The 19,153-nt window shown below is 40.2% G+C and carries 19 protein-coding genes; 12 read left to right on the top strand and 7 right to left on the bottom strand.

The window, feature by feature from the left end; genetic code table 11:
* Positions 1-22: 22 nt before the first annotated feature.
* Positions 23-1,000, bottom strand: a complete 978-nt coding sequence (gene sdsA / locus FTU62_RS02810; RefSeq protein ID WP_078191391.1) for an All-trans-nonaprenyl-diphosphate synthase — start codon at positions 998-1,000, stop codon at positions 23-25.
* A 459-nt stretch (positions 1,001-1,459) separates the two neighbouring features.
* On the opposite strand from sdsA, the gene rplU reads away from it, so the two are divergent.
* The 9 genes from rplU to FTU62_RS02760 all read left to right on the top strand — a co-directional run bounded on the left by rplU (position 1,460) and on the right by FTU62_RS02760 (position 9,787).
* The gene (gene rplU, locus FTU62_RS02805) at positions 1,460-1,771 is read left to right on the top strand and encodes a 50S ribosomal protein L21 (protein WP_078191390.1); all 312 of its coding nucleotides are present in this window, start codon (positions 1,460-1,462) and stop codon (positions 1,769-1,771) included.
* 19 nt (positions 1,772-1,790) lie between these two features.
* Positions 1,791-2,045 (top strand): 50S ribosomal protein L27, encoded by a 255-nt coding sequence (gene rpmA, locus FTU62_RS02800; protein ID WP_067764378.1) that lies wholly within the window; start codon positions 1,791-1,793, stop codon positions 2,043-2,045.
* A gap of 183 nt (positions 2,046-2,228) precedes the next feature.
* Positions 2,229-3,629: a YadA-like family protein gene (locus FTU62_RS02790; protein ID WP_218948568.1), complete on the top strand. Its 1,401-nt coding sequence runs from the start codon at positions 2,229-2,231 to the stop codon at positions 3,627-3,629.
* A gap of 232 nt (positions 3,630-3,861) precedes the next feature.
* Positions 3,862-4,557: an outer membrane lipoprotein chaperone LolA gene (gene lolA / locus FTU62_RS02785; protein ID WP_111885313.1), complete on the top strand. Its 696-nt coding sequence runs from the start codon at positions 3,862-3,864 to the stop codon at positions 4,555-4,557.
* A gap of 161 nt (positions 4,558-4,718) precedes the next feature.
* Positions 4,719-5,510 carry an RsiV family protein gene (locus FTU62_RS02780; RefSeq protein WP_180101777.1) on the top strand — a complete coding sequence of 264 codons (792 nt, stop codon included), beginning with the start codon at positions 4,719-4,721 and terminating at the stop codon, positions 5,508-5,510.
* Positions 5,511-5,627: 117 nt separating this feature from the next.
* Positions 5,628-6,899 carry a serine--tRNA ligase gene (gene serS / locus FTU62_RS02775; RefSeq protein ID WP_078192204.1) on the top strand — a complete coding sequence of 424 codons (1,272 nt, stop codon included), beginning with the start codon at positions 5,628-5,630 and terminating at the stop codon, positions 6,897-6,899.
* Positions 6,900-6,972: 73 nt separating this feature from the next.
* Positions 6,973-8,373: a siroheme synthase CysG gene (gene cysG, locus FTU62_RS02770; protein WP_180101776.1), complete on the top strand. Its 1,401-nt coding sequence runs from the start codon at positions 6,973-6,975 to the stop codon at positions 8,371-8,373.
* A gap of 265 nt (positions 8,374-8,638) precedes the next feature.
* Positions 8,639-9,118, top strand: a complete 480-nt coding sequence (locus tag FTU62_RS02765) for a tRNA (cytidine(34)-2'-O)-methyltransferase (protein WP_180025806.1) — start codon at positions 8,639-8,641, stop codon at positions 9,116-9,118.
* Positions 9,119-9,286: 168 nt separating this feature from the next.
* The gene (locus tag FTU62_RS02760) at positions 9,287-9,787 is read left to right on the top strand and encodes a hypothetical protein (protein WP_218948566.1); all 501 of its coding nucleotides are present in this window, start codon (positions 9,287-9,289) and stop codon (positions 9,785-9,787) included.
* A 114-nt stretch (positions 9,788-9,901) separates the two neighbouring features.
* Here the strand turns inward: FTU62_RS02760 and FTU62_RS02755 are convergent, their stop codons facing one another.
* Positions 9,902-11,503: a PT dipeptide repeat lipoprotein gene (locus FTU62_RS02755; RefSeq protein ID WP_180101775.1), complete on the bottom strand. Its 1,602-nt coding sequence runs from the start codon at positions 11,501-11,503 to the stop codon at positions 9,902-9,904.
* A 70-nt stretch (positions 11,504-11,573) separates the two neighbouring features.
* Positions 11,574-11,969, bottom strand: coding sequence for a hypothetical protein (locus FTU62_RS02750; protein ID WP_078192198.1), 396 nt, complete (start codon positions 11,967-11,969; stop codon positions 11,574-11,576).
* 152 nt (positions 11,970-12,121) lie between these two features.
* Between FTU62_RS02750 and FTU62_RS02745 the strand changes: the two genes are divergently transcribed.
* The 3 genes from FTU62_RS02745 (at position 12,122) to FTU62_RS02735 (ending at position 14,813) form a co-directional block, all read left to right on the top strand.
* Positions 12,122-13,318, top strand: coding sequence for a cupin-like domain-containing protein (locus FTU62_RS02745; protein WP_180101774.1), 1,197 nt, complete (start codon positions 12,122-12,124; stop codon positions 13,316-13,318).
* A 66-nt stretch (positions 13,319-13,384) separates the two neighbouring features.
* Positions 13,385-14,197, top strand: coding sequence for a DUF6502 family protein (locus tag FTU62_RS02740; protein WP_180101773.1), 813 nt, complete (start codon positions 13,385-13,387; stop codon positions 14,195-14,197).
* Entirely contained in the window at positions 14,175-14,813 is a 639-nt protein-coding gene (locus FTU62_RS02735; protein WP_180101772.1) for a hypothetical protein, read from the top strand. Before FTU62_RS02740 ends, FTU62_RS02735 begins: the two co-directional genes overlap by 23 nt.
* 64 nt (positions 14,814-14,877) lie before the next feature.
* On the opposite strand, the gene FTU62_RS02730 is transcribed toward FTU62_RS02735, so the two are convergent.
* The 4 genes from FTU62_RS02730 to lipB all read right to left on the bottom strand — a co-directional run bounded on the left by FTU62_RS02730 (position 14,878) and on the right by lipB (position 18,997).
* A complete protein-coding gene (locus FTU62_RS02730) occupies positions 14,878-16,275 on the bottom strand; it encodes an APC family permease (RefSeq protein ID WP_111885298.1) in 1,398 nt (465 codons plus the stop codon).
* 265 nt (positions 16,276-16,540) lie between these two features.
* Positions 16,541-17,725 carry an iron-containing alcohol dehydrogenase gene (locus FTU62_RS02725; protein WP_180101771.1) on the bottom strand — a complete coding sequence of 395 codons (1,185 nt, stop codon included), beginning with the start codon at positions 17,723-17,725 and terminating at the stop codon, positions 16,541-16,543.
* 3 nt (positions 17,726-17,728) lie between these two features.
* Positions 17,729-18,262, bottom strand: coding sequence for a hypothetical protein (locus FTU62_RS02720; RefSeq protein ID WP_180101770.1), 534 nt, complete (start codon positions 18,260-18,262; stop codon positions 17,729-17,731).
* 75 nt (positions 18,263-18,337) lie between these two features.
* Positions 18,338-18,997, bottom strand: coding sequence for a lipoyl(octanoyl) transferase LipB (gene lipB / locus FTU62_RS02715; protein WP_180023222.1), 660 nt, complete (start codon positions 18,995-18,997; stop codon positions 18,338-18,340).
* Positions 18,998-19,153: the final 156 nt, after the last annotated feature.

Below are 19,153 nucleotides of genomic sequence, written 5' to 3'. Positions count from 1 at the left end.
GGATTACGATGAATATTGTTAATTATTGAATTCGGTGTAATGCCAAGTTTGCGAGGTTGATTAAAGCTTGACGATATTCAGTATCTGGTAGCGCTGCTAAAGCGGCTAGTGCTGCCTCAGTTTCTTCAGTCGCTCGTTGGCTACAATAATCAAGTGCCCCAGAGCTTTGTACAATCTGAATAACACGCTCTAAATCTGCCGTACCACCTGTGGCAATACTGCGGCGAATAATGTCATGTTCTTCGCCAGTGGTATTCTTTAAGGCAGAGATTAAAGGTAAAGTTGGTTTACCTTCCATCAAATCATCGCCAATATTTTTACCTAATGTTTCAGCATCTGAGGTGTAATCTAAAATATCGTCAATAATTTGAAAGGCATTTCCAAAGTGTCCGGCAAATTTTCTAAGCGGTTCACGGTACTCTGGTGTACCCGTCAAAATCGCTGCACCTTCGGTAGCGAGCTCAAATAAACGTGATGTTTTACCGTGAATAATATCTAAATAGGTTTGTTCAGTAGTTTCAGGTTGGTGTTGTGATTGAAGTTGTAAAACTTCACCTTCAGCAATTTCACAGGTACCCGTTGAAAAGTCTTTGAGTAATACTTTGCTGTCTAGATCCACCAATAAATCAAAAGCGCGAGAAATCAAAAAATCACCCACAAGTACGGCAGTTTGATTATTCCATGTCGCATTTGCTGTTGGGCGGCCACGGCGTAATCCCGATTCATCGACTACGTCGTCATGAACCAAGGTTGCGGTATGTAGCATTTCAATAATTGCTGCAAGTTTACGGTGTTTTTCTAAATCTTCTGCGCCACAAGCCTTTGCTGCAAGTAAGCACATAATGGGACGCATGCGTTTACCGCCTGCTTCGACTACATGTTTACTGACTGCCATGACCAAGGCAACTTTAGACGTGATCCCTTCATTAATAAATTTGTCCATCGCAGCAAAGTCAGTAGCAACAGGCGCGAGAATATCTTGCTTAAAGTCGATGGTCATATGAAGAGAAACCTCAATAATTTTTGAATTACAGACGTAGTGTAGCAATTTGTTATATGAATAACAGATAAGAACTTACTCAATTGACTTAATCTTAAGTGATTTTTTTCATCAAGCGGAAGTATTGTACTTATTTTTTAACAGACTTTTATCTTTAGCATGTTGTTTGAACAGCATGTTGTTGATGTCAGTCCAGTGTATATTAGCGAATTGTTGCTAAAAATCTATGTCAAACCTTGCCAAAAGCATGATAAGTGAAATAGAGCACTCATTTTAATGGTTTTAATGACACTGTTTATATAATAAACGCATACTCATCTAATATTTTACGGAAATGACTTGTTGTTTTTTGGGTTATCCCTTAAAATCTTTGCCTTTGCGAAACCCCAGTGACGATCGTTTTAAGATCGGTATATCCCTTTACCGGCACGACAACACGGGCATGTTTGGAGTACTTAAATGTACGCAGTAATCCAAAGCGGTGGTAAACAACACCGTGTAGTTGAGGGTGAAACCCTTAAAGTAGAATTATTGAAAGCTGAAACTGGCTCAACTGTTACTTTTGATGACGTGTTGATGCTTGTTAACGGTGACAGCATTCAAATTGGTGCACCAGTAGTAGCTGGCGCTAAAGTAACTGCTGAAGTAGTTAGCCATGGTCGTCACGACAAAATCCGCATCATCAAAATGCGTCGTCGTAAACACTATCGTAAACAACAAGGTCACCGTCAATGGTTCACTGAGTTGAAAATTACAGCTATTTCAGGCTAATTACGAGGAGTAAGTAGACATGGCAACTAAAAAAGCCGGTGGTTCGACTAAAAACGGTCGTGACTCGAACCCAAAAATGTTGGGTGTTAAAATCTACGGCGGTCAATCTGTGACTGCTGGTAACATCATCGTTCGTCAACGTGGTACTGAATTCCACGCTGGTGTAAATGTAGGTATGGGCCGTGACCATACTTTATTTGCAACTGCTGACGGCGTTGTAAAATTCGAAGTGAAAGGCCAATTCGGTCGTCGCTACGTATCTGTTGAAGCGTAAGCTTGAATAGAAAAAAGACCCGCATTTTTTTGCGGGTTTTTTTTCGTCTGAATAAAATGTGAGGTATTATTTTAGATTGTTACAAATGATGTATATATCAATAAATCACCATAAATAGCGATTTAAATCACAAAAAATAAAGAGCGTAATAGATGAGTACAAATACAAAAAAAGGATAAGGACATGAATAAAATATTGAATACAGTTTTTATCAATGCTGACTATCAGAAAAGGAATTGTCCTGATAAAAGCCAACAAATTGCATTTGAAAAGACACTAGGACTTGGTGAAATAACTTCAATCGCTATTAAAGTTGTACCAAAATTACTTGCTGTGAGTATTTTACTTTCTCTAGGTTCAATTGCATGGGCCGGTGGGAGTAGTTCATCACATCTTGGGCATACTTGTAATCGTTGCAATAGTGGTATTCCTGGTCCAGCAGGGCCAATAGGTCCTCAAGGTCCTGCTGGTGATAAAGGTGATACTGGAGCAACAGGCGCTACAGGTGCAACCGGAGCTAAGGGTGACAAAGGCGATACAGGAGCAACAGGCGCTACAGGTGCTACTGGTAAAGATGGATTAAATGGCCGAGACGGCATCGATGGTAAGGATGGGTTGAACGGTCTGAATGGTAGCAATGGTTTAGATGGTGCAAGTGCTTATCAAGTTGCGGTGAGCAATGGTTATGAAGGCAATGAAGACCAATGGTTAGAAAGTCTACGTGGTGCAGTTGGCGCACAAGGACTAACTGGTGAAAATGGTTTCAGTGCATATGAACTTGCGATAAAAAATGGATTTGTCGGTACTGAAGTTGAATGGTTGTTGAGCTTAAAAGGAACAGATCCGTACATTAAAATACAATCAAACGTTGCCAATACAGCACCTAAACCAACTGCGAATGGACAAGATGCGATTGCAGTCGGTGCAGGTAATAAAGCTGATGGTAATCATTCTATTGCCCTCGGTGTAAACAATACAGTCAGTGGTGATGGATCTGGTGCATTAGGTACCAATAATACAGTCACTGGTAATAATACCTATGTGGTTGGTAACAATATCAACACCTCTGCAAATAATGCTGTTGTACTTGGCAATGGTTCAAGCTCTGACCGCAATAATACGGTTTCCGTTGGCTCGGCTGGTGCAGAGCGGCAAATTATCCATGTGGCAGCTGGTACGGCAGACACCGATGCGGTAAACGTGAAACAAATGCGTCAAGCAGATCTAGAAGTGTTAAATAGTTCAAAAGCATATACAGATCAGCATGGGGCAAATGTACTTAATCAAGCCAATAGTTATACCAATCAACGTGTGAATGAATTGAACCATAATTTCAATAAAGTTAAAGATAATGTTTACGGTGCTGTTGCTTCAAGTATTGCAATCGCCTCCTTACCGCAACCCACAGATGCCGGATACAACATGTTTAGCGTAGGTATGGGGGCTTGGGAAGGTTCACAAGGCTATGCAGTTGGTTTCAGTGGAGTGAGTGAAACCAATAAATATGTGTATAAATTGGCTGCAACAGGGAATTCTGAAGGTGACTTTGGCGCTGGTGCATCGATCGGTTGGCAATGGAAATAACTCAATATTGGCATGTTAAAATTGCTAAATCATGGTTTAATTATTTGAAAGGCATTTGAATCAAATCAAGTGCCTTTTTATTTTATATTTCTCCATCATGATGAATAAAAAACAGCAATTTGCATTAATAACCATACAAAACTTCTTATTTTCTCTAAATTTAGTCAATGAAAGTGGTTTAAGATGGAGCCATCTAACAAATTGCGTTGATGCAAATATAAAAGGTGAATCTATGAAAATGCTTCGTAAAACCATCTGTGCTATGGCATTAGGTGCAGCGACACTGGCACCGGTTATGAGTACGACAGTATTCGCGGCACCAGTTGCAGCGTCGGAGCAGCAGGCAACTGCCAATTTGGTGAAACAATTATCGGGTATTAAAAGTTTTACTGCTAACTTTCAGCAAACTACAAAAGTGACCAACCCGAAAGCTACTCAAAAGAAAGGTTTAAGTGCGCAGCATATGAACCAAACTTTTACTGGGGTCATGAAAGTTCAGCGTCCGGGTAAATTCTATTGGGAAACAACCAGCCCATCTAAGCAAACAATTGCGACTACAGGTAAAACAGTTTGGATCTATGACCCAGACCTACAACAAGCAGTACGCCAAAGCTTAGATGACCAAGTTGCGAATACGCCTGCATTATTATTGTCGGGTAATACGGCTCAAATTATGAAGTCTTATCGTATTACACAGCCGAATAAGACGAAAACTTATTACACTTTATATCCAAAAAGTGATGATGGTGTGTTTCAAAGCTTAACTATTAGTTTTGGTGCGAAAAATGCGCCGACTTTAATGATTCTCCAAGACTCATTAGGTCAAACAACCCATGTACGTTTCAATAATGTGAAGGTGAATGCGTCTATTCCAGCGTCAACTTTTAATTTTGTACCTCCAAAAGGTACGGACATTATTGATCAATAATTCTCATAATCGAAAAAAAGCAGACATCCGTCTGCTTTTTTTATGGAGAAATGTAAAGCCAGCAAGCTGAATATAAGATAAATTTAGTAGTATGCTGATATTCACAGTTTGCTTAAATGAAGTGACTTGTGGTTTTGACTGTTGCTATAGGGAATTTTGGGATGAAAAAAAATCATATGAATAATATAGCTTGGGCTGTTTCAGCTGTGGTTTTAATCGGGTCATTAACGGCCTGCCATCCTCGAAATGAACCTGTTGAAGGTGAAACAACGGAACAGAAGCCAGCGGTCGTCGCTGATGCGACTCCACTTATTCAATCTAAATCTGTCGAGATGCAATTACCAAAAGCTCAAGCTTGCGATGCGGAAGGTTGTACCCAATATAGGATTCAAACAGTTGAAACCAATGTTGATTGGATTAATAAATATTTTACTGATCGGATTAAAAAAGCAGACCCGATTGCATTTTCAACTGAGCCGAATCAAAAAATCGATTTATCAGACAAGACGGATGCAGGCCTAAGTCAAAGTACCACTTCTGTTCGATATATTAGTCAGTGGGGACATATCGCAACTTTTGCAATCGAAAGCTATACCTACGCAGTGCATGCGGCTCATGGTATGTCCCATGTTGAATATGTCAATTTTGATTTAAAAGCCAAAAAACGTTTGGCTTTACAAGATGTCTTGGTCAAAGGTGCAGATGCGAAAGTGATTAGCGCACTTTTTGATGCCAACTATATGTGGTTAGATAGTCATGATATTGAACGTTCAAAACTTCAGTTAAGCGATAATTTTTATTATGGTGCGAACGGGATTGTATTTGCTTATCCACTGTATGAATTGGCGAGTTATGCGGAGGGCATGCCTGAGCTAAAACTTCCATATTTTACGGCTAAAGGTCTATTTAAACCTGAATATTTACCAAGTTTGCCAAATTACGACACCAAATAAGACAATTTGAAGCAAGATTATTGGTCTAATAAGGGGCAGCTGTAAGCTCGGTCACTGTATTTTTGAGTGTTAAGAGCTTACACTATAGCCAGTTTTTTTCTTTATTTAAGATTGGCTATGATCGACCCGAAATTACTCAGAAATAATATTGAGGCTGTAAACTTAGCCTTAGCAAAACGTGGTGTTCAACTTAACGTAGCAGAGTGGGCAGACCTTGAAGCTCGCCGTAAGGAAATTCAGTCTAAAACTGAGTCGTTACAAGCTGAACGTAATGCTGGTGCAAAACAAGTTGGTCAAATTAAAAAAGCTGGCGGTGATGCATCTGAAATCATGGCACGTATGTCTGCTATTGGTGATGAAATTAAAGCCGCAGAAGTTGCACTTTCTGAGCTTCAGGCTGAACTTGAAGCCAAATCTTTATCGATTCCAAATTTACCTCATGAGTCTGTGCCAGAAGGCAAAGACGAAAATGACAATGTTGAAGTTCTAAAGTGGGGTACACCACGTCAGTTTGATTTTGAGATCAAAGACCATACTGACTTGGGTGAAATGATGGGCGGTTTAGAATTTGAAACTGCAACCAAATTGACAGGTACTCGTTTTAGCGTACTCAAAGGCCCATTGGCGCGTTTACAGCGTGCAATTACCCAATTTATGTTAAATACACATACCTTGGAAAATGGCTATACAGAAGCTTATGTACCGTATTTGGTTAATGCAGATTCTTTACGTGGTACAGGCCAATTGCCTAAATTTGAAGAAGATTTATTCAAACTTCAAGGCGAAAAAGAATATTACTTGATTCCTACAGCTGAAGTTCCTGTAACTAACTTCGTGCGTGATGAAATCATTGACCCAGAACGTTTGCCATTAAAATATGCAGCGCATACGCCATGTTTCCGTAGTGAAGCGGGTTCGTATGGCCGTGATACACGTGGTTTGATCCGTCAACACCAATTTGACAAAGTAGAAATGGTTCAGATTGTAAAACCTGAAACTTCGATGGATGCGTTGGAAGAATTAACGGGTCATGCCGAAGGTATTCTTCAAGCATTAGGCTTACCATACCGTAAAGTCGTTCTGTGTGGCGGAGACATGGGCTTTGGTGCAATCAAAACTTATGATTTAGAAGTTTGGGTGCCAAGTCAAAATACCTACCGTGAAATTTCATCTTGCTCATGCATGGGTGACTTCCAAGCACGTCGCATGAAAGCACGTTACCGTACTGACCAAAAGAAAACTGAGTTTGTACACACGCTGAATGGTTCAGGTTTGGCAGTTGGTCGTACTTTACTTGCCGTGATGGAAAACTATCAACGTGCAGACGGTTCAATTGAAATTCCAGCAGTACTTCGTCCATATATGGGCGGTGCTGAATTTATCGATTAATAGTCGATAAAGTGCATACATTTGTGCACAAAAATTGCTTAAGACAATCAGATTTAAACTATTGAGGTCGTGTGTGGATATCTTTCCAATCTCTTTGAAGTTGCAGCAGCAACCTTGTCTGATTGTTGGTGGTGGTCGAATTGCATATAGAAAGGCTGTGCTGCTTGCAAAAGCGGGCGCTCAGCTGACAGTTTGCTCACCCGAAATTGAAGATGATTTATTGACCTTGGTTAATAAAACCCAAGGTCAATATCTCAACTCGATTTATCACGAATCGGTTTATCAAGAAAATGCCATTGCGCTGCGTCAGTTTCGTTTAGTGATTGCAGCAACCAATGACAAAGCGGTCAATCAGGCGGTTTTTGAAGCCTGCGAAGCTGAAAATGTCTTGGTTAATAGTGTCGATGATCCGCCGCATTGCCGTTTTATGGTTCCTGCGATCATTGACCGTTCTCCACTGGTCATCTCTGTTGCATCTAATGGCACATCGCCAGTGCTTTCACGCCAAATCCGCACCCAGTTAGAAAGTTCAATTCCACATGGCATGGGCAAACTGGCTGAGTTCTCAGGCCAATGGCGCGCAGCTGTTAAAGCTAAAATTGTTAATTCAGATAAACGTCGAATTTTTTGGGAAGACTTGTATGCAAGTCCACTGAAAGAACAGGTGTTTAACGACAATTTAGCTGAAGCTAATTGTTTGATTGAACAAGCCTTATTGGAATGGAAACAGCCGAAAGGTGAGGTGTATTTGGTTGGGGCGGGGCCGGGTGATCCAGAGCTATTGACTCTGAAAGCTTTACGCTTAATGCAGCAAGCAGATGTGGTGATTTACGATCGTTTGGTTTCACAGCCAATTATGGACCTCTGCCGTCGTGATGCCGAAAAAATCTACGTAGGTAAAGCTCGATCGAATCACGCAGTGCCACAGGAAGGCATTAATGCCTTACTAGTGAAATATGCAAGTGAAGGAAAACGCGTTTGCCGCTTAAAAGGCGGAGATCCGTTCATCTTTGGTCGCGGCGGGGAAGAAATTCAGGAACTCTTTGCGGCAGGCGTTGCCTTCCAAGTGGTTCCGGGAATTACTGCTGCCTCTGGATGTTCGGCTTATGCAGGGATTCCTTTAACGCATCGTGATTATGCGCAAAGTGTACGCTTCTTGACAGGACATCTCAAAGAAGGTTCACCGGAGCTACCTTGGAATGAGTTGGTTTATCAAAATCAAACGCTCGTGCTGTATATGGGCTTGGTCGGTCTAGAAAAAATTTGTGAGAAACTCATCGCGCACGGGCAGCGTCCAGATATGCCTGTCGCATTGGTTTCTAAAGGGACGACACCTGAACAAAAAGTCGTGGTTGGGACATTGGCAGATATTGCATCTAAAGTCAGTGAATACCAAATTCAGGCGCCTACATTGACGATTATTGGTGATGTGGTGAGTCTGCGTGAACAACTTCAATGGCATGAGCGAGGGTAAGCAACGCAACGCGTTGCCCGAGCGCAAGGCGAAGGCTATGCCTGAGCAAAGAGGATAAGCAGGCTGCTGAATTGTCCAAATGCAAGGCGAAGGCTATGCCTGAGCAAAGAGGATAAGCAAGCTCTCGTATAGTTCATATGCAATGCGCAAGCTAAGCAAAGAGGATAAGCGAACGCTTGTCGTAGCATCTAAACTTATGCTTTAGCTTTGTAACTATAGCCTGAGCTTTAAGCCATTATTTAACTAAAGAGTAGAGAAAAAAACTGTGATCCATGTTGTTTTATACGAGCCAGAAATTCCTGCAAATACAGGGAATATCATTCGTTTATGTGCCAATACTGGAGCGCAGTTGCATTTGGTCAAGCCATTAGGTTTTGAGCTGGATGATAAAAAACTCCGCCGCGCCGGTTTGGATTATCATGAATGGGCACACATGAAAGTGTGGGAAAACTTTGAAGAATGCCTTGCGGGCTTAAAAGCGCAAGGTATTGACATGGATGCCATTTATCCATTAACCACCAAAGGTTTTGAAACACCGCATACCTCTAATTTAAATCGTCCTGTGGCACTGTTGATGGGGCCAGAAACACGTGGTTTGCCGGAAGATGTCCGTATGATGTTCCCAAAAGAACATTGGATTCGCCTGCCGATGGCACCAAATTCGCGTAGTTTAAACTTGTCTAATGCTACTGCTGTGATTTTATATGAAGCTTGGCGTCAGCAAGACTTTAAAGAATTGGTCTAAGTGTGATCTGTTCAAAAAGCCGCTCTATCGAGCGGTTTTTTATTGGGAATGAACACAGTGAACCATTTACAGCAATGAAGTTTTGTAAAATACGGGCTTAAAAACTTCAGCATCAATATAAAAATGTGTATAAGAACACTGTGAAGAAATAAAACGGGTACTTAAAACTTGAAATCTATAAATTTAAAAGCTTTTGGTGTTGTGATTGCGATCGGATTCATTTCATCAATGAGTTGGGCTAATCCAACCGTATCAACCACAACGGAACAGATACCAGTCACCGTTACTGCAACTACAGAAAATGTTCCAGTTGTACCGAAGGCTGAGGTGATTAAGCCTTTTACTAAGGCTGAAGTACAGCAGGGCATGCTGGAAATGCAGCAAAGACAAAATCAGCGTATTGAGGAATGGGGGAAAACACTAAAAGCCGACGATTTTGAGAGGTCTTGGTATGGTGGTCGCCAATTGAAAAAAGCAAAGCGTCAGGAAGTATGTGGGCTATATCAAGACTTAGTCAATGAAACATACAGCTTGGCTCAAAAAAATAAAGCGCGTCTTAGCCCTGCCGATCAGCAGTTAGTAGCAGATCGAAATCAATTTATTCAAAGTTTAGGTTATGAAAAAAATATTGTAGATACCAAGATGGGTTTTAATTGCCGCCTAAAATAAGTGGTTTGTTGAAACCCTTTTGATCTATCTTAATATAATTAATGTCCTTGATGTCGAAACAACAAGGACATGGAAAAGCTTAAGTACTTTTAAAAGCTCGAGAAACCTAGTGAATTAATCAATTAGATTAAAGTCACTCAGCTCTGTTTGCAGATGTTTTGGATTATTTGCAAACAGCAGTTGACCGCTGGTGTATATCCAACCGAGTTGACCTTGCTGCTGGAGACGTTTCAGCAAGACGTCGTTAAATGTCGACGTTGCAAAGACAGTTTCACTAAAGACTTTAAACTCACCGACATTAGTGTTTTCACTGTCTTTCATAAACAGCATGCCGTTTTTGGTGGTTGAACTCATATCTAAAGCACGGCTGACTAAGCGGTAACCGTCTTTAGCTTGCTCATCAATCAACTCCTGTAATTTTAAGCTGCGCTCTACACTATTGCTGCCGGTTGGGTAAGTTTTATAGCGATAGCTGTAAGTGCCATGGTGTGCGCTGCTATTTATACAGGTTGCAACTTTAGGACTATTTTGTTTGCCGTTCAGAACTTCAGGTCGTAAACCTGTGAAATAGCTTTTGAACTGAATAATACGGCAGCCTTGAGAACCTAATGTATTGAGCATGGTTTCCAGTTGCACTGGGTCAACGAGTGGGGAAACATAGCCGCTGTCATAGGTGTATGTCGCGGTATCGTTTTCCTTTTTAATGAAATAATCTTTGAAATTCAGGGCATTGGTTGGTCTGACGCTATGCAAGTATTGATAGCCTGATTTGCCTTTTTCATTTAACTGATTACGCCATGTAAAATATATGTCAGCGGTAGAGGGTGCTGTACGATCTGCCACAATATGATTGAAACGCGTATTTTCACTGGCAAGTTTCATGTAGCTATTAACATTACCATTGTCCAAAGTTTTAGAATCATAGCCAATTAACTTATAACCGCTTTGTCCCATTGTATTAAGCTGAGCCAAGAAGTTCACAGTGTCGGTGGTATTAATAAAGCTCTCAGTCTTGAAGTCTGCAGTTGTGATTTTGGTTTTCGGTTTTAAATTGGTGAAGAATTCATTGGAATTTTTTGTATAGCAGCGGCTGTCCTTGAGTGGGTCGGTAATTAGACCTCGTTGCATGATGATATAGCTTGGATTTGAAATCGTCGCGTTAATCACGCAGAAAGAATGATTATTTAAAAAAGTTAAGACACGATTGCTCGTCGCGCCACCTCTGACTGGTTGAAACTTAATCGAATGATATTCAAAGTTATTTAGTGTTGCAGCTGGCTGTATTTCACTCATGACCATGTCATGAAGTAATTGATAGCGTTTGGAAACAAATTCACCGCTGCAAGTTTTACTTGAACTATTGTGTACCGCATATTTTAGTGCTTCGTTCACTGCACTGACTGAGTTTTCACTGGTTTTATGAATTGAAATTTGTGGTAAATCGCAATTACTGTTACCGAGGGCAGAGTTCCCTTGAATCCATTCTCCTGTGAATTTATCCGCTACAGTTGTTGGCGTTGGCGTTGGCGTTGGCGTTGGCGTTGGCGTTGGTGTAGGTGTAGGTGTAGGTGTAGGTGTAGGTGTAGGTGTAGGTGTAGGTGTAGGTGTAGGTGTAGGTGTAGGTGTCGCGCCATCATCATTGGAGCTTGATCCACCACAGCCCACCAATGTCGTAAATACAGCAGCGATAATGCTGATTTTGTGATTACTATTCATGACTAGTGCTCAATAGAGTGAAGTTGTTATGTACGGCTGATGCAGTTGTATAAACTTTTAAAATCAAGATTTATTGCACAAGGTGTGACTCAATCCAGCCGTTGCCATGTTCTGTAGTGACTTCTATCAAACCTGTTTTAGTCATGTTTCCCGCAAAAATAATGTCTGCATTTTTTGACAGTTTATTAATGACTTGGCTCGATTTATCGGCAGTTTGGTAAAGCGGTAGATTATTAATTTTAGGTCTGAGTTGCTGTCCCATGCTGAAACCATTTGCAGCATAATTTGAGTTAGTCGTGGCCCGACTACCTGTCCATTCTTTTGCGGTATTCGATACTTCTTTGGATGTTTCATTAAATTGATTCAGCGTATTTCTTAAATCACGCATGGTATCGGCAAAACCTGCATATACCGGTATTGAAGCTAAAGACAGACTGCTAACAATGACTAAATGACGAATTTTCATGAACTTTCTCCTTTACTTTGTTATGTCATTCCGCATGAGTTTTGTCGGATTCATAACATTCGCGGTGTTTAAATAATTATAAAATGCGAAAATTTAGCATTTTTAAAATAGATCATTTATACTTCACTTGTAAAGAGGGTGGAGTGGTGAAGATGAATGTAGAAAGCCAGAGTGAACATCTAAAGCAAAGTAAAAATTGGTATCAGTCCTTACCGACGGAATGGCAAAATTGGTTGAATGAAAATATTGAAAATGGTTGCGATGTACAGAAAATAAGTCTAATTTTACAATCACATGGATTAAGCCCAAGGGCGGATCAATACTTATTTTCTGATGCAGACCAACTTTCAGAACAGCTGCAAAATGAACTTTTGGAATACAGTCTTGAGGGCTTAGAGACAGATGAAATTTTAGAAAAAATTAAGCAAAAAAATATTTCAAATCATTTGATCATTCAGTTTCTAAAGCGTGTAAACAATAACGTAATTTTTAAAAAACTGAAGCAAGTACAGCAACAGCAGAATAAACAGCGTTGGCTATTACAGGTGATGGGTCAATTGAATCAATTGAACGACCACATTTCATCCACAATCGATTGCATAGAAACACCTGATTTTGAAACATTTATAGAGCGGTATTATAGCCAGATGCGACCGGTCATTTTAAAAGGTGGGATACAACATTGGCCTGCATTGCATAAATGGAGTCCTGATTATTTTGCAGAGCATTTTGAAAATGAGTTGGTTGAAGTCCAGATGCATCGTGAGCAGCATCAAGATTTTGAAAAAAAATCGGTACAATTGAAACGTATTATTTTGATGCAAGATTTTGTCGCACAAATTAAAGCCACTAAGCACAGCAATGACATTTATTTAACTGCGAATAACGCCGCTCAAAATAAGCAATTCATGCAAAAGATTAGTGAAGATTTAGGTGACTTCGCCAATGGTTATTGTCAAAAAGAGATCAAAAATCGACATTTTTTATGGTTTGGCCCTGCAGGCACATTTACACCACTGCATTATGACTTAACCAATAACATGTTGGCACAAATCTATGGACGTAAGAAAGTGACTTTGATTCCTGCATGGCAAATGCCGTATATGTATAACGATCAGTGGGTATTTAGTGAAGTTACAGATTTAAAAAAGGCTAATTTTTCTCAATATCCATCATTGAAAAAGGTCAGACCTATTGAATGTACATTGCATCCAGGAGAAACCTTATTTATCCCAATTGGCTGGTGGCATAGCGTTGAAAGTTTGGATATATCGATCAGCGTGTCATTTACGCATTTTAATGTAAATAATCATTTTTTTACTGAATATCCTCAAGATCTCATCAGATAAAAATTGTGAAGTAGATTAAATAATGCGAAAATTTCACTTATGCAGTCTAATTTTCATGGCAATTCAATGAGCAAACTTCTCACCAATGAGGCAGATCAAAATTTACAGCAAGTATTGGTGCTGATGAATGAGTTGAGCCAATGGTTGATACGATCAGGTGTTGGATATACTGAGTTTACTGCTGCATTGAAGCCTATATTTTTTCAACAAGCTTTACGTGAGTTAGAGCGTATCGATCAAAAACCCACGATTTCTGCGATCAGTTTACTTTCAGGCCTACACCGTAAAGACGTGACAGCTTATAAAGAAGTGATTTCTGAAGGTAAGGATTTGACCGAAGCGACTGTTTCAGAGCCGATTAGTGTGCCATCACGTGTGATTGGTTTATGGTTAGCAGAAGGTTGGGGGGATTCTTTACCATTTAGCAGTGAGTCAGAAAATAGCTTTGAAATGCTGGTGAAAAGAATTTCAACAGAACGTCATCCGCGTTCGGTACTCAATGAACTTGTTCGTTTGGAAATTGCCACTGAAAAAGATGGGCAGGTGTATTTACAACAGCGTCGTTTTATTCCAGATCCTTCACAATTAGAAGCACGCAAAATTTTAACGCGAAACGTTCAAGCGCATTTAGAAGCAGGTTTGCATAATTTATTGAATCCTGATGAAATGCCATACTTAGAACAAGCCATTTGTGCTGACGAATTAACAGAAGACTCGATTAATAAATTACATGAAATGAGTTTAGAGCTTTGGCAAAAATACTCACTACAACTTTTAAAACTTGCCGCGGAGCGTTGCGAAATGGATGAGGGAAATCCTGAAGCAAATCGTGTATTTCGCTTTGGAGTTTATCAACATGATACGAAAATTAAACTTTAAGACTTTAACCCTTTGTTGCTTGATCAGCGTTTTAGCGGGTTGTGACATAGAGTTTTTTCGAAGTGGTGGGGTTACAATTGAAGGTACAGGTGATCCAATCATTGATATCGGTCATGCAGGGGATGGCCGCGGAACAATTATCTTGGGGACACGATATTTAGAGTTTTCAGCTTCCGTGCAGGATTCTTGTTATGGCGTGGAACGTAAATTAGCCTTCCTCAATCCATTTGATCGTCAGTCGATTGACACAAAAACGTATGTAGAAATACCTGCTGCCCAAGCGGATCTTAATTCGCAAAATGTTCAATTGATCTTAAAAAATACCAATAGCGTACCAGTCACCATTCATTTGCAATGTGATATGCCATTAACCATGCAATTATTCGAGCAGGTTAGACCATATTTTCCAAAACAAGTATGTGATACACCTATAGATATCAAACTCTATCCACAACAACAGCATATATTTGAAGCAGCTGTAAATTTAGAGACTGTTGAAGATGGTATATGGTCACACGGTGATGGAGCATCGGTTGAATTAAAAGGCAATACACCAGACAAGTGTGAAGAAATTTCAATTCAATTTCAGCAATCTAGAAAAGCCATACAACCTTAATTGGTATATTTAGAATAACAAAAAAGGCGCTTTAAGCGCCTTTTTTGTTTAGAGATAAACTTGATTAGAATTTATCATCAAATTCGTTATGTTGCGGTGCAGGGTGTTTAAAACCTTTAGTTTTATAACCAAGGTATAAAATACCGAACATTGCCCACCACAAACCATATTTCAATGCAGTTTCTTCAATTTCTAACCACATCGCAAAGATACTGATAAAGCCAAGCATTGGAATAACCACGAAGCTAAAAATATCTTTGGCTGTTTTTGTGCGGCCATCACGAAGTGCATAACGTGAAATCACAGATAAGTTCACGAAAGTAAAGGCTGTCAATGCACCAAAACTAATCATCGAAATGACAATATCAAGATTCATAAAGCCCGCAGTTAATGCAACCGCACCTACGATCATGATGTTGTACGATGGTGTGAAGTTTTTCGGACTAATATGACCAAAAATCTTTTTGTTAATGACGCCATCACGACCCATTACATACATCAGACGTGATACGCCAGCATGTGCAGAAATACCTGATGCCATTACTGTCACAATCGCAAAAGTTAACACATAGGATTGGAACAGTGAGCCGCCGACGAGCAAGAGTATCTCTGGCTGTGTTTCAGCAATATTCTTGAAATAGTTACCCGGCTCAGCAGGGAAGAACAGCTGCATAAAGTAGGTACTAATAATGAAGATAATCCCTGCGATTAAAGCAGTTAAGAAAATCGCTTTCGGCAGTGTTTTCTCAGTATCTTTGGTTTCTTCTGCCAATGAACTTAATGAGTCAAAACCAGTGAACGAGAAGCACAGTAATGTTGCACCTGTAATCAGCGCACCCACAGACGTCAGCTCATTCCAAAATGGCTCAAGGCTCCATAATTGATAGCGTTCTGCCGCAGAAATCGGGCCATCAGCATTGAAGCCCATTTGAAGCTTGCTGTAGACCATCCACGTGAAAATACCAATTACTAATAACTGCACAAGTACAATCAGGCTGTTGAAGTTAGCAACAAAACGCGCGCCGCGTAAGTTAATTCCAGTCATGAATGCCGTTAGCACAATGACCCATACCCAGTGGTTTACTGTTGGAAATAGTGCTTCAAGGTAAATCACTGCAAGAATAATATTCACCATTGGAGATAATAGGTAGTCTAACCAAGAAGACCAACCCACCATGAAACCTACGTTCGGGTGAATAGATTTTTGGGCATAGGTATACGCAGAACCCGAAGAAGGGTAGCGACGGATCATATGACCATAACTAATCGAGGTAAACAGAATTGCAATAAGGGCAATAATGTAAGAAGTCGGCACGTGTCTATGACTTTCTTCAGATACTAAACCAAAAGTATCAAATAGAGTCATTGGTTGGATGTAAGCCAAACCAATAATAATAATGTGCCAGAGTCCAAGCGTTTTTTGCAGTTTAGCTGCCGATTGAGTCCCAGAGATATTTGTCAACGGCGTTATCCTCTTATCGTTGATCAAGGATCAGTCATATTCTAAGGATCGTTTGAGACGAACGATCCCCCCTACGTTTTAAAACAAAAGTGCGCCAATCTACTCCAAATTGGTACATTTTGTCAGTAACTTTGAAATTATTTTTAGCAGAAATTATGCCAGTTTGATTAAAAAATAACTGATATTGCGTTCTGCAATTGAAAAGCCCGATGTTTAAAAAAACATCAGGCTTAATTTTTCGCTATATTCGCTTATTTTTCAGCAATTACCAAGCTTTTTTTAGAATAGTTTTGAGGTCTTCTAAGCTGGCTTCTTTAGGATTATAAATAATAGATCCATCATTCAGTGCTTTCTCTGCCACTTCATCTAATTGAGCTTCAGTCACTTTACCTGTTTCACTCAAAGTACGTGGTAATTTGGTCAAACTAAACAAGCGGTCACGCATGGCTAAAAGCGTTGAAATGGCTTTTTCAGCGCGGAGGTTGGCCGGTGTTTGTGCATAAATATCAGGACCAGCCAGTGGTAATAGCAATTCAGCAATCTTATCGCCATTCACTTCTTTGTTGTATTCCAACACATACGGCAAGAATAAATTCATGCATAATCCATGGGGCAGGTGAGCAACAGCACCTAAAGCATGACCCAATGAGTGGACTAATCCAACCATCGAATTCGAAAATGCAATTCCTGCCATTGTAGACGCTTGTGCAAGTTCTAAGCGCCCATGTGCATCGCTGGTATTATCTAATACACCAAATAAGCTATTGCTAATTTTCTTGATTGCGGCAGTTGCATAGGCATCTGAAATCGGGTTCGCCGCCATGCACGTATAGGCTTCAATGGCATGCGTCATCGCATCCATCGCTGTCATTGCTGTAAGATGAGGTGGCAAAGTTTGCGTCATACGTGGGTCAAGAATTGCTGCATGTGGCATCAAATAATTCGATGCAAAAGCCATTTTAACATTCTTTTCAGGGTCAGAAACCACAGCGACCATAGTCACTTCTGAACCTGTCCCTGAGGTTGTTGGAATCACAAAAAATGGTTTTAAAAGTTTTGGTAAGTTGTGCGCACCTGAGTATTTCAGTAAGTCATCACCACCTTCAGATACCAAGATGTTGGTTGCTTTAGAGGTATCAATCACTGAACCGCCACCGACGGCAATAATGGCATCACATTGGTTGTCCCGGTAAAGTTGAGCCGCTTTACGTACGGTTTCTAGACTTGAGTCTGGCGGAACATCATCAAAAATATAGCCAATCACCGTCTCGGTACTTTCAAATGCCGCTTCAATCGGTGCAAGTAATTGATTACTGCGAACGCCTTTGTCAGTAATGATCATGGGGCGTTTAGCACCCAAAGTAGACAGTTCGAATGGAATGTGTTCTAAAGCAGCATGGCCAGCAATCACTTTTACAGGACAGAAAAATTCGTAATATGGTTTAGCCATGTGTTATGCGCTCCGTTTTAAATAAGACTGGGCTACTTTTAAATAAATATTTGCAGCACCGCTCAGTTTTTCTTTTAGGCTTAAATGTGTTGGATATTCTTTGACAGCCAATTCAGCCACCAATTTAGGTAAAATTAACGCTTCCATTTTGTTGAGACAACGCACCAGTCGGATGGCATAAGACAAATCACCATCGGCGATCATGCGGTCATTGGCAAAGGCTTGTGCGGTACTTTCTTGAAATGAGAAGACCAAAAAGGCATGATTCAAATGCTTAAACGTAATGGTTAAGTCAGGCTTTTGAGTGCCGGGTGTGAGGAGTTTGAGTTGATGGTCTTCCGTGACTTGCGCGACAAATGCAGCACCATTAGGAAAAACATTCATAGATAAAATAAAATTAACTGGAAATTTAGCAACTTCTTGTTTAATTTCTTCATCGACCTGGCTCGCCATGACCAGACCTCTGCCAATCACATCCATCATGAGTTTGACATAGGCCTGCTGGAGCACGGGTTTAACGGATTTAGTTGCAATCACGTGTACATCCCTTATCTATAATTATTAATTTAGAGCTTTTACTCTAAATTATTTTATTTGAGAAAGCAAAGTCTTTTATAGTTGTTTGACTGTTACGTCTTTAAAGTAACCACTGTTTTTCAAAGTATCAATGATATCGACGCATAAGTTTTCAAATTTAGGGTAATCTTGCACCAAATCTTGTATACGAACCATTTCTAATCCAGCATAGCCACATGGATTAATGGTATGAAAACCAAATAGATCACAATCGATATTCAGTGCCAAACCGTGATAACTGCGGCCTTTACGAATTTTAAAACCGAGAGAACCAATTTTGCGTTCTGCAACATAAACACCGGGTGCATCAGGCTTGGCATAAGCGTCGATGCCGTACTTTTTCAGCAGTTCGATCATCAAGTTTTCTGCATAGGAAACCAGCGTACGCACGTTCCAACCTAAGCGATTTAAGTCAAACATGAAATAAGCGACCAACTGACCCGGTCCATGCCAAGTGACTTGTCCACCACGGTCTGTTTGTACCACAGGGATGTTACTTTGCACCAAAATATGTTCAGGTTTGCCAGCTTGCCCCTGAGTTAATACATCGGGATGTTGCAATATCCACAGCTCATCGGGTGAGTATTCATCTCGCTGTTCGGTGAGAGTTTTCATCTCTAAAAAGCGGTCTGCATAAGGGGTAAGGTGGTTATATTGACGAATGATTAATTCGGGTTTTTGAACAGTTTCAGTCACGTATTTCGTGTCCTTTTCTATCAAAGTCATGTATGGATTATAATGAATTAGACGTACAAAAGGGGGGTTAAATACTGAATTACTTGAGGGTATTACTATTATACTTAGACATAAAAAAACACGCCCTAGAGCGTGCTTTTTTATTTAAATCAACAG

Source organism: Acinetobacter sp. YH12126, assembly GCF_013418745.1.
Lineage (GTDB): Bacteria > Pseudomonadota > Gammaproteobacteria > Pseudomonadales > Moraxellaceae > Acinetobacter > Acinetobacter amyesii.
Note: the sequence above shows the minus strand (reverse complement) of the source record. Positions and strands in the feature narration are given on the sequence as shown.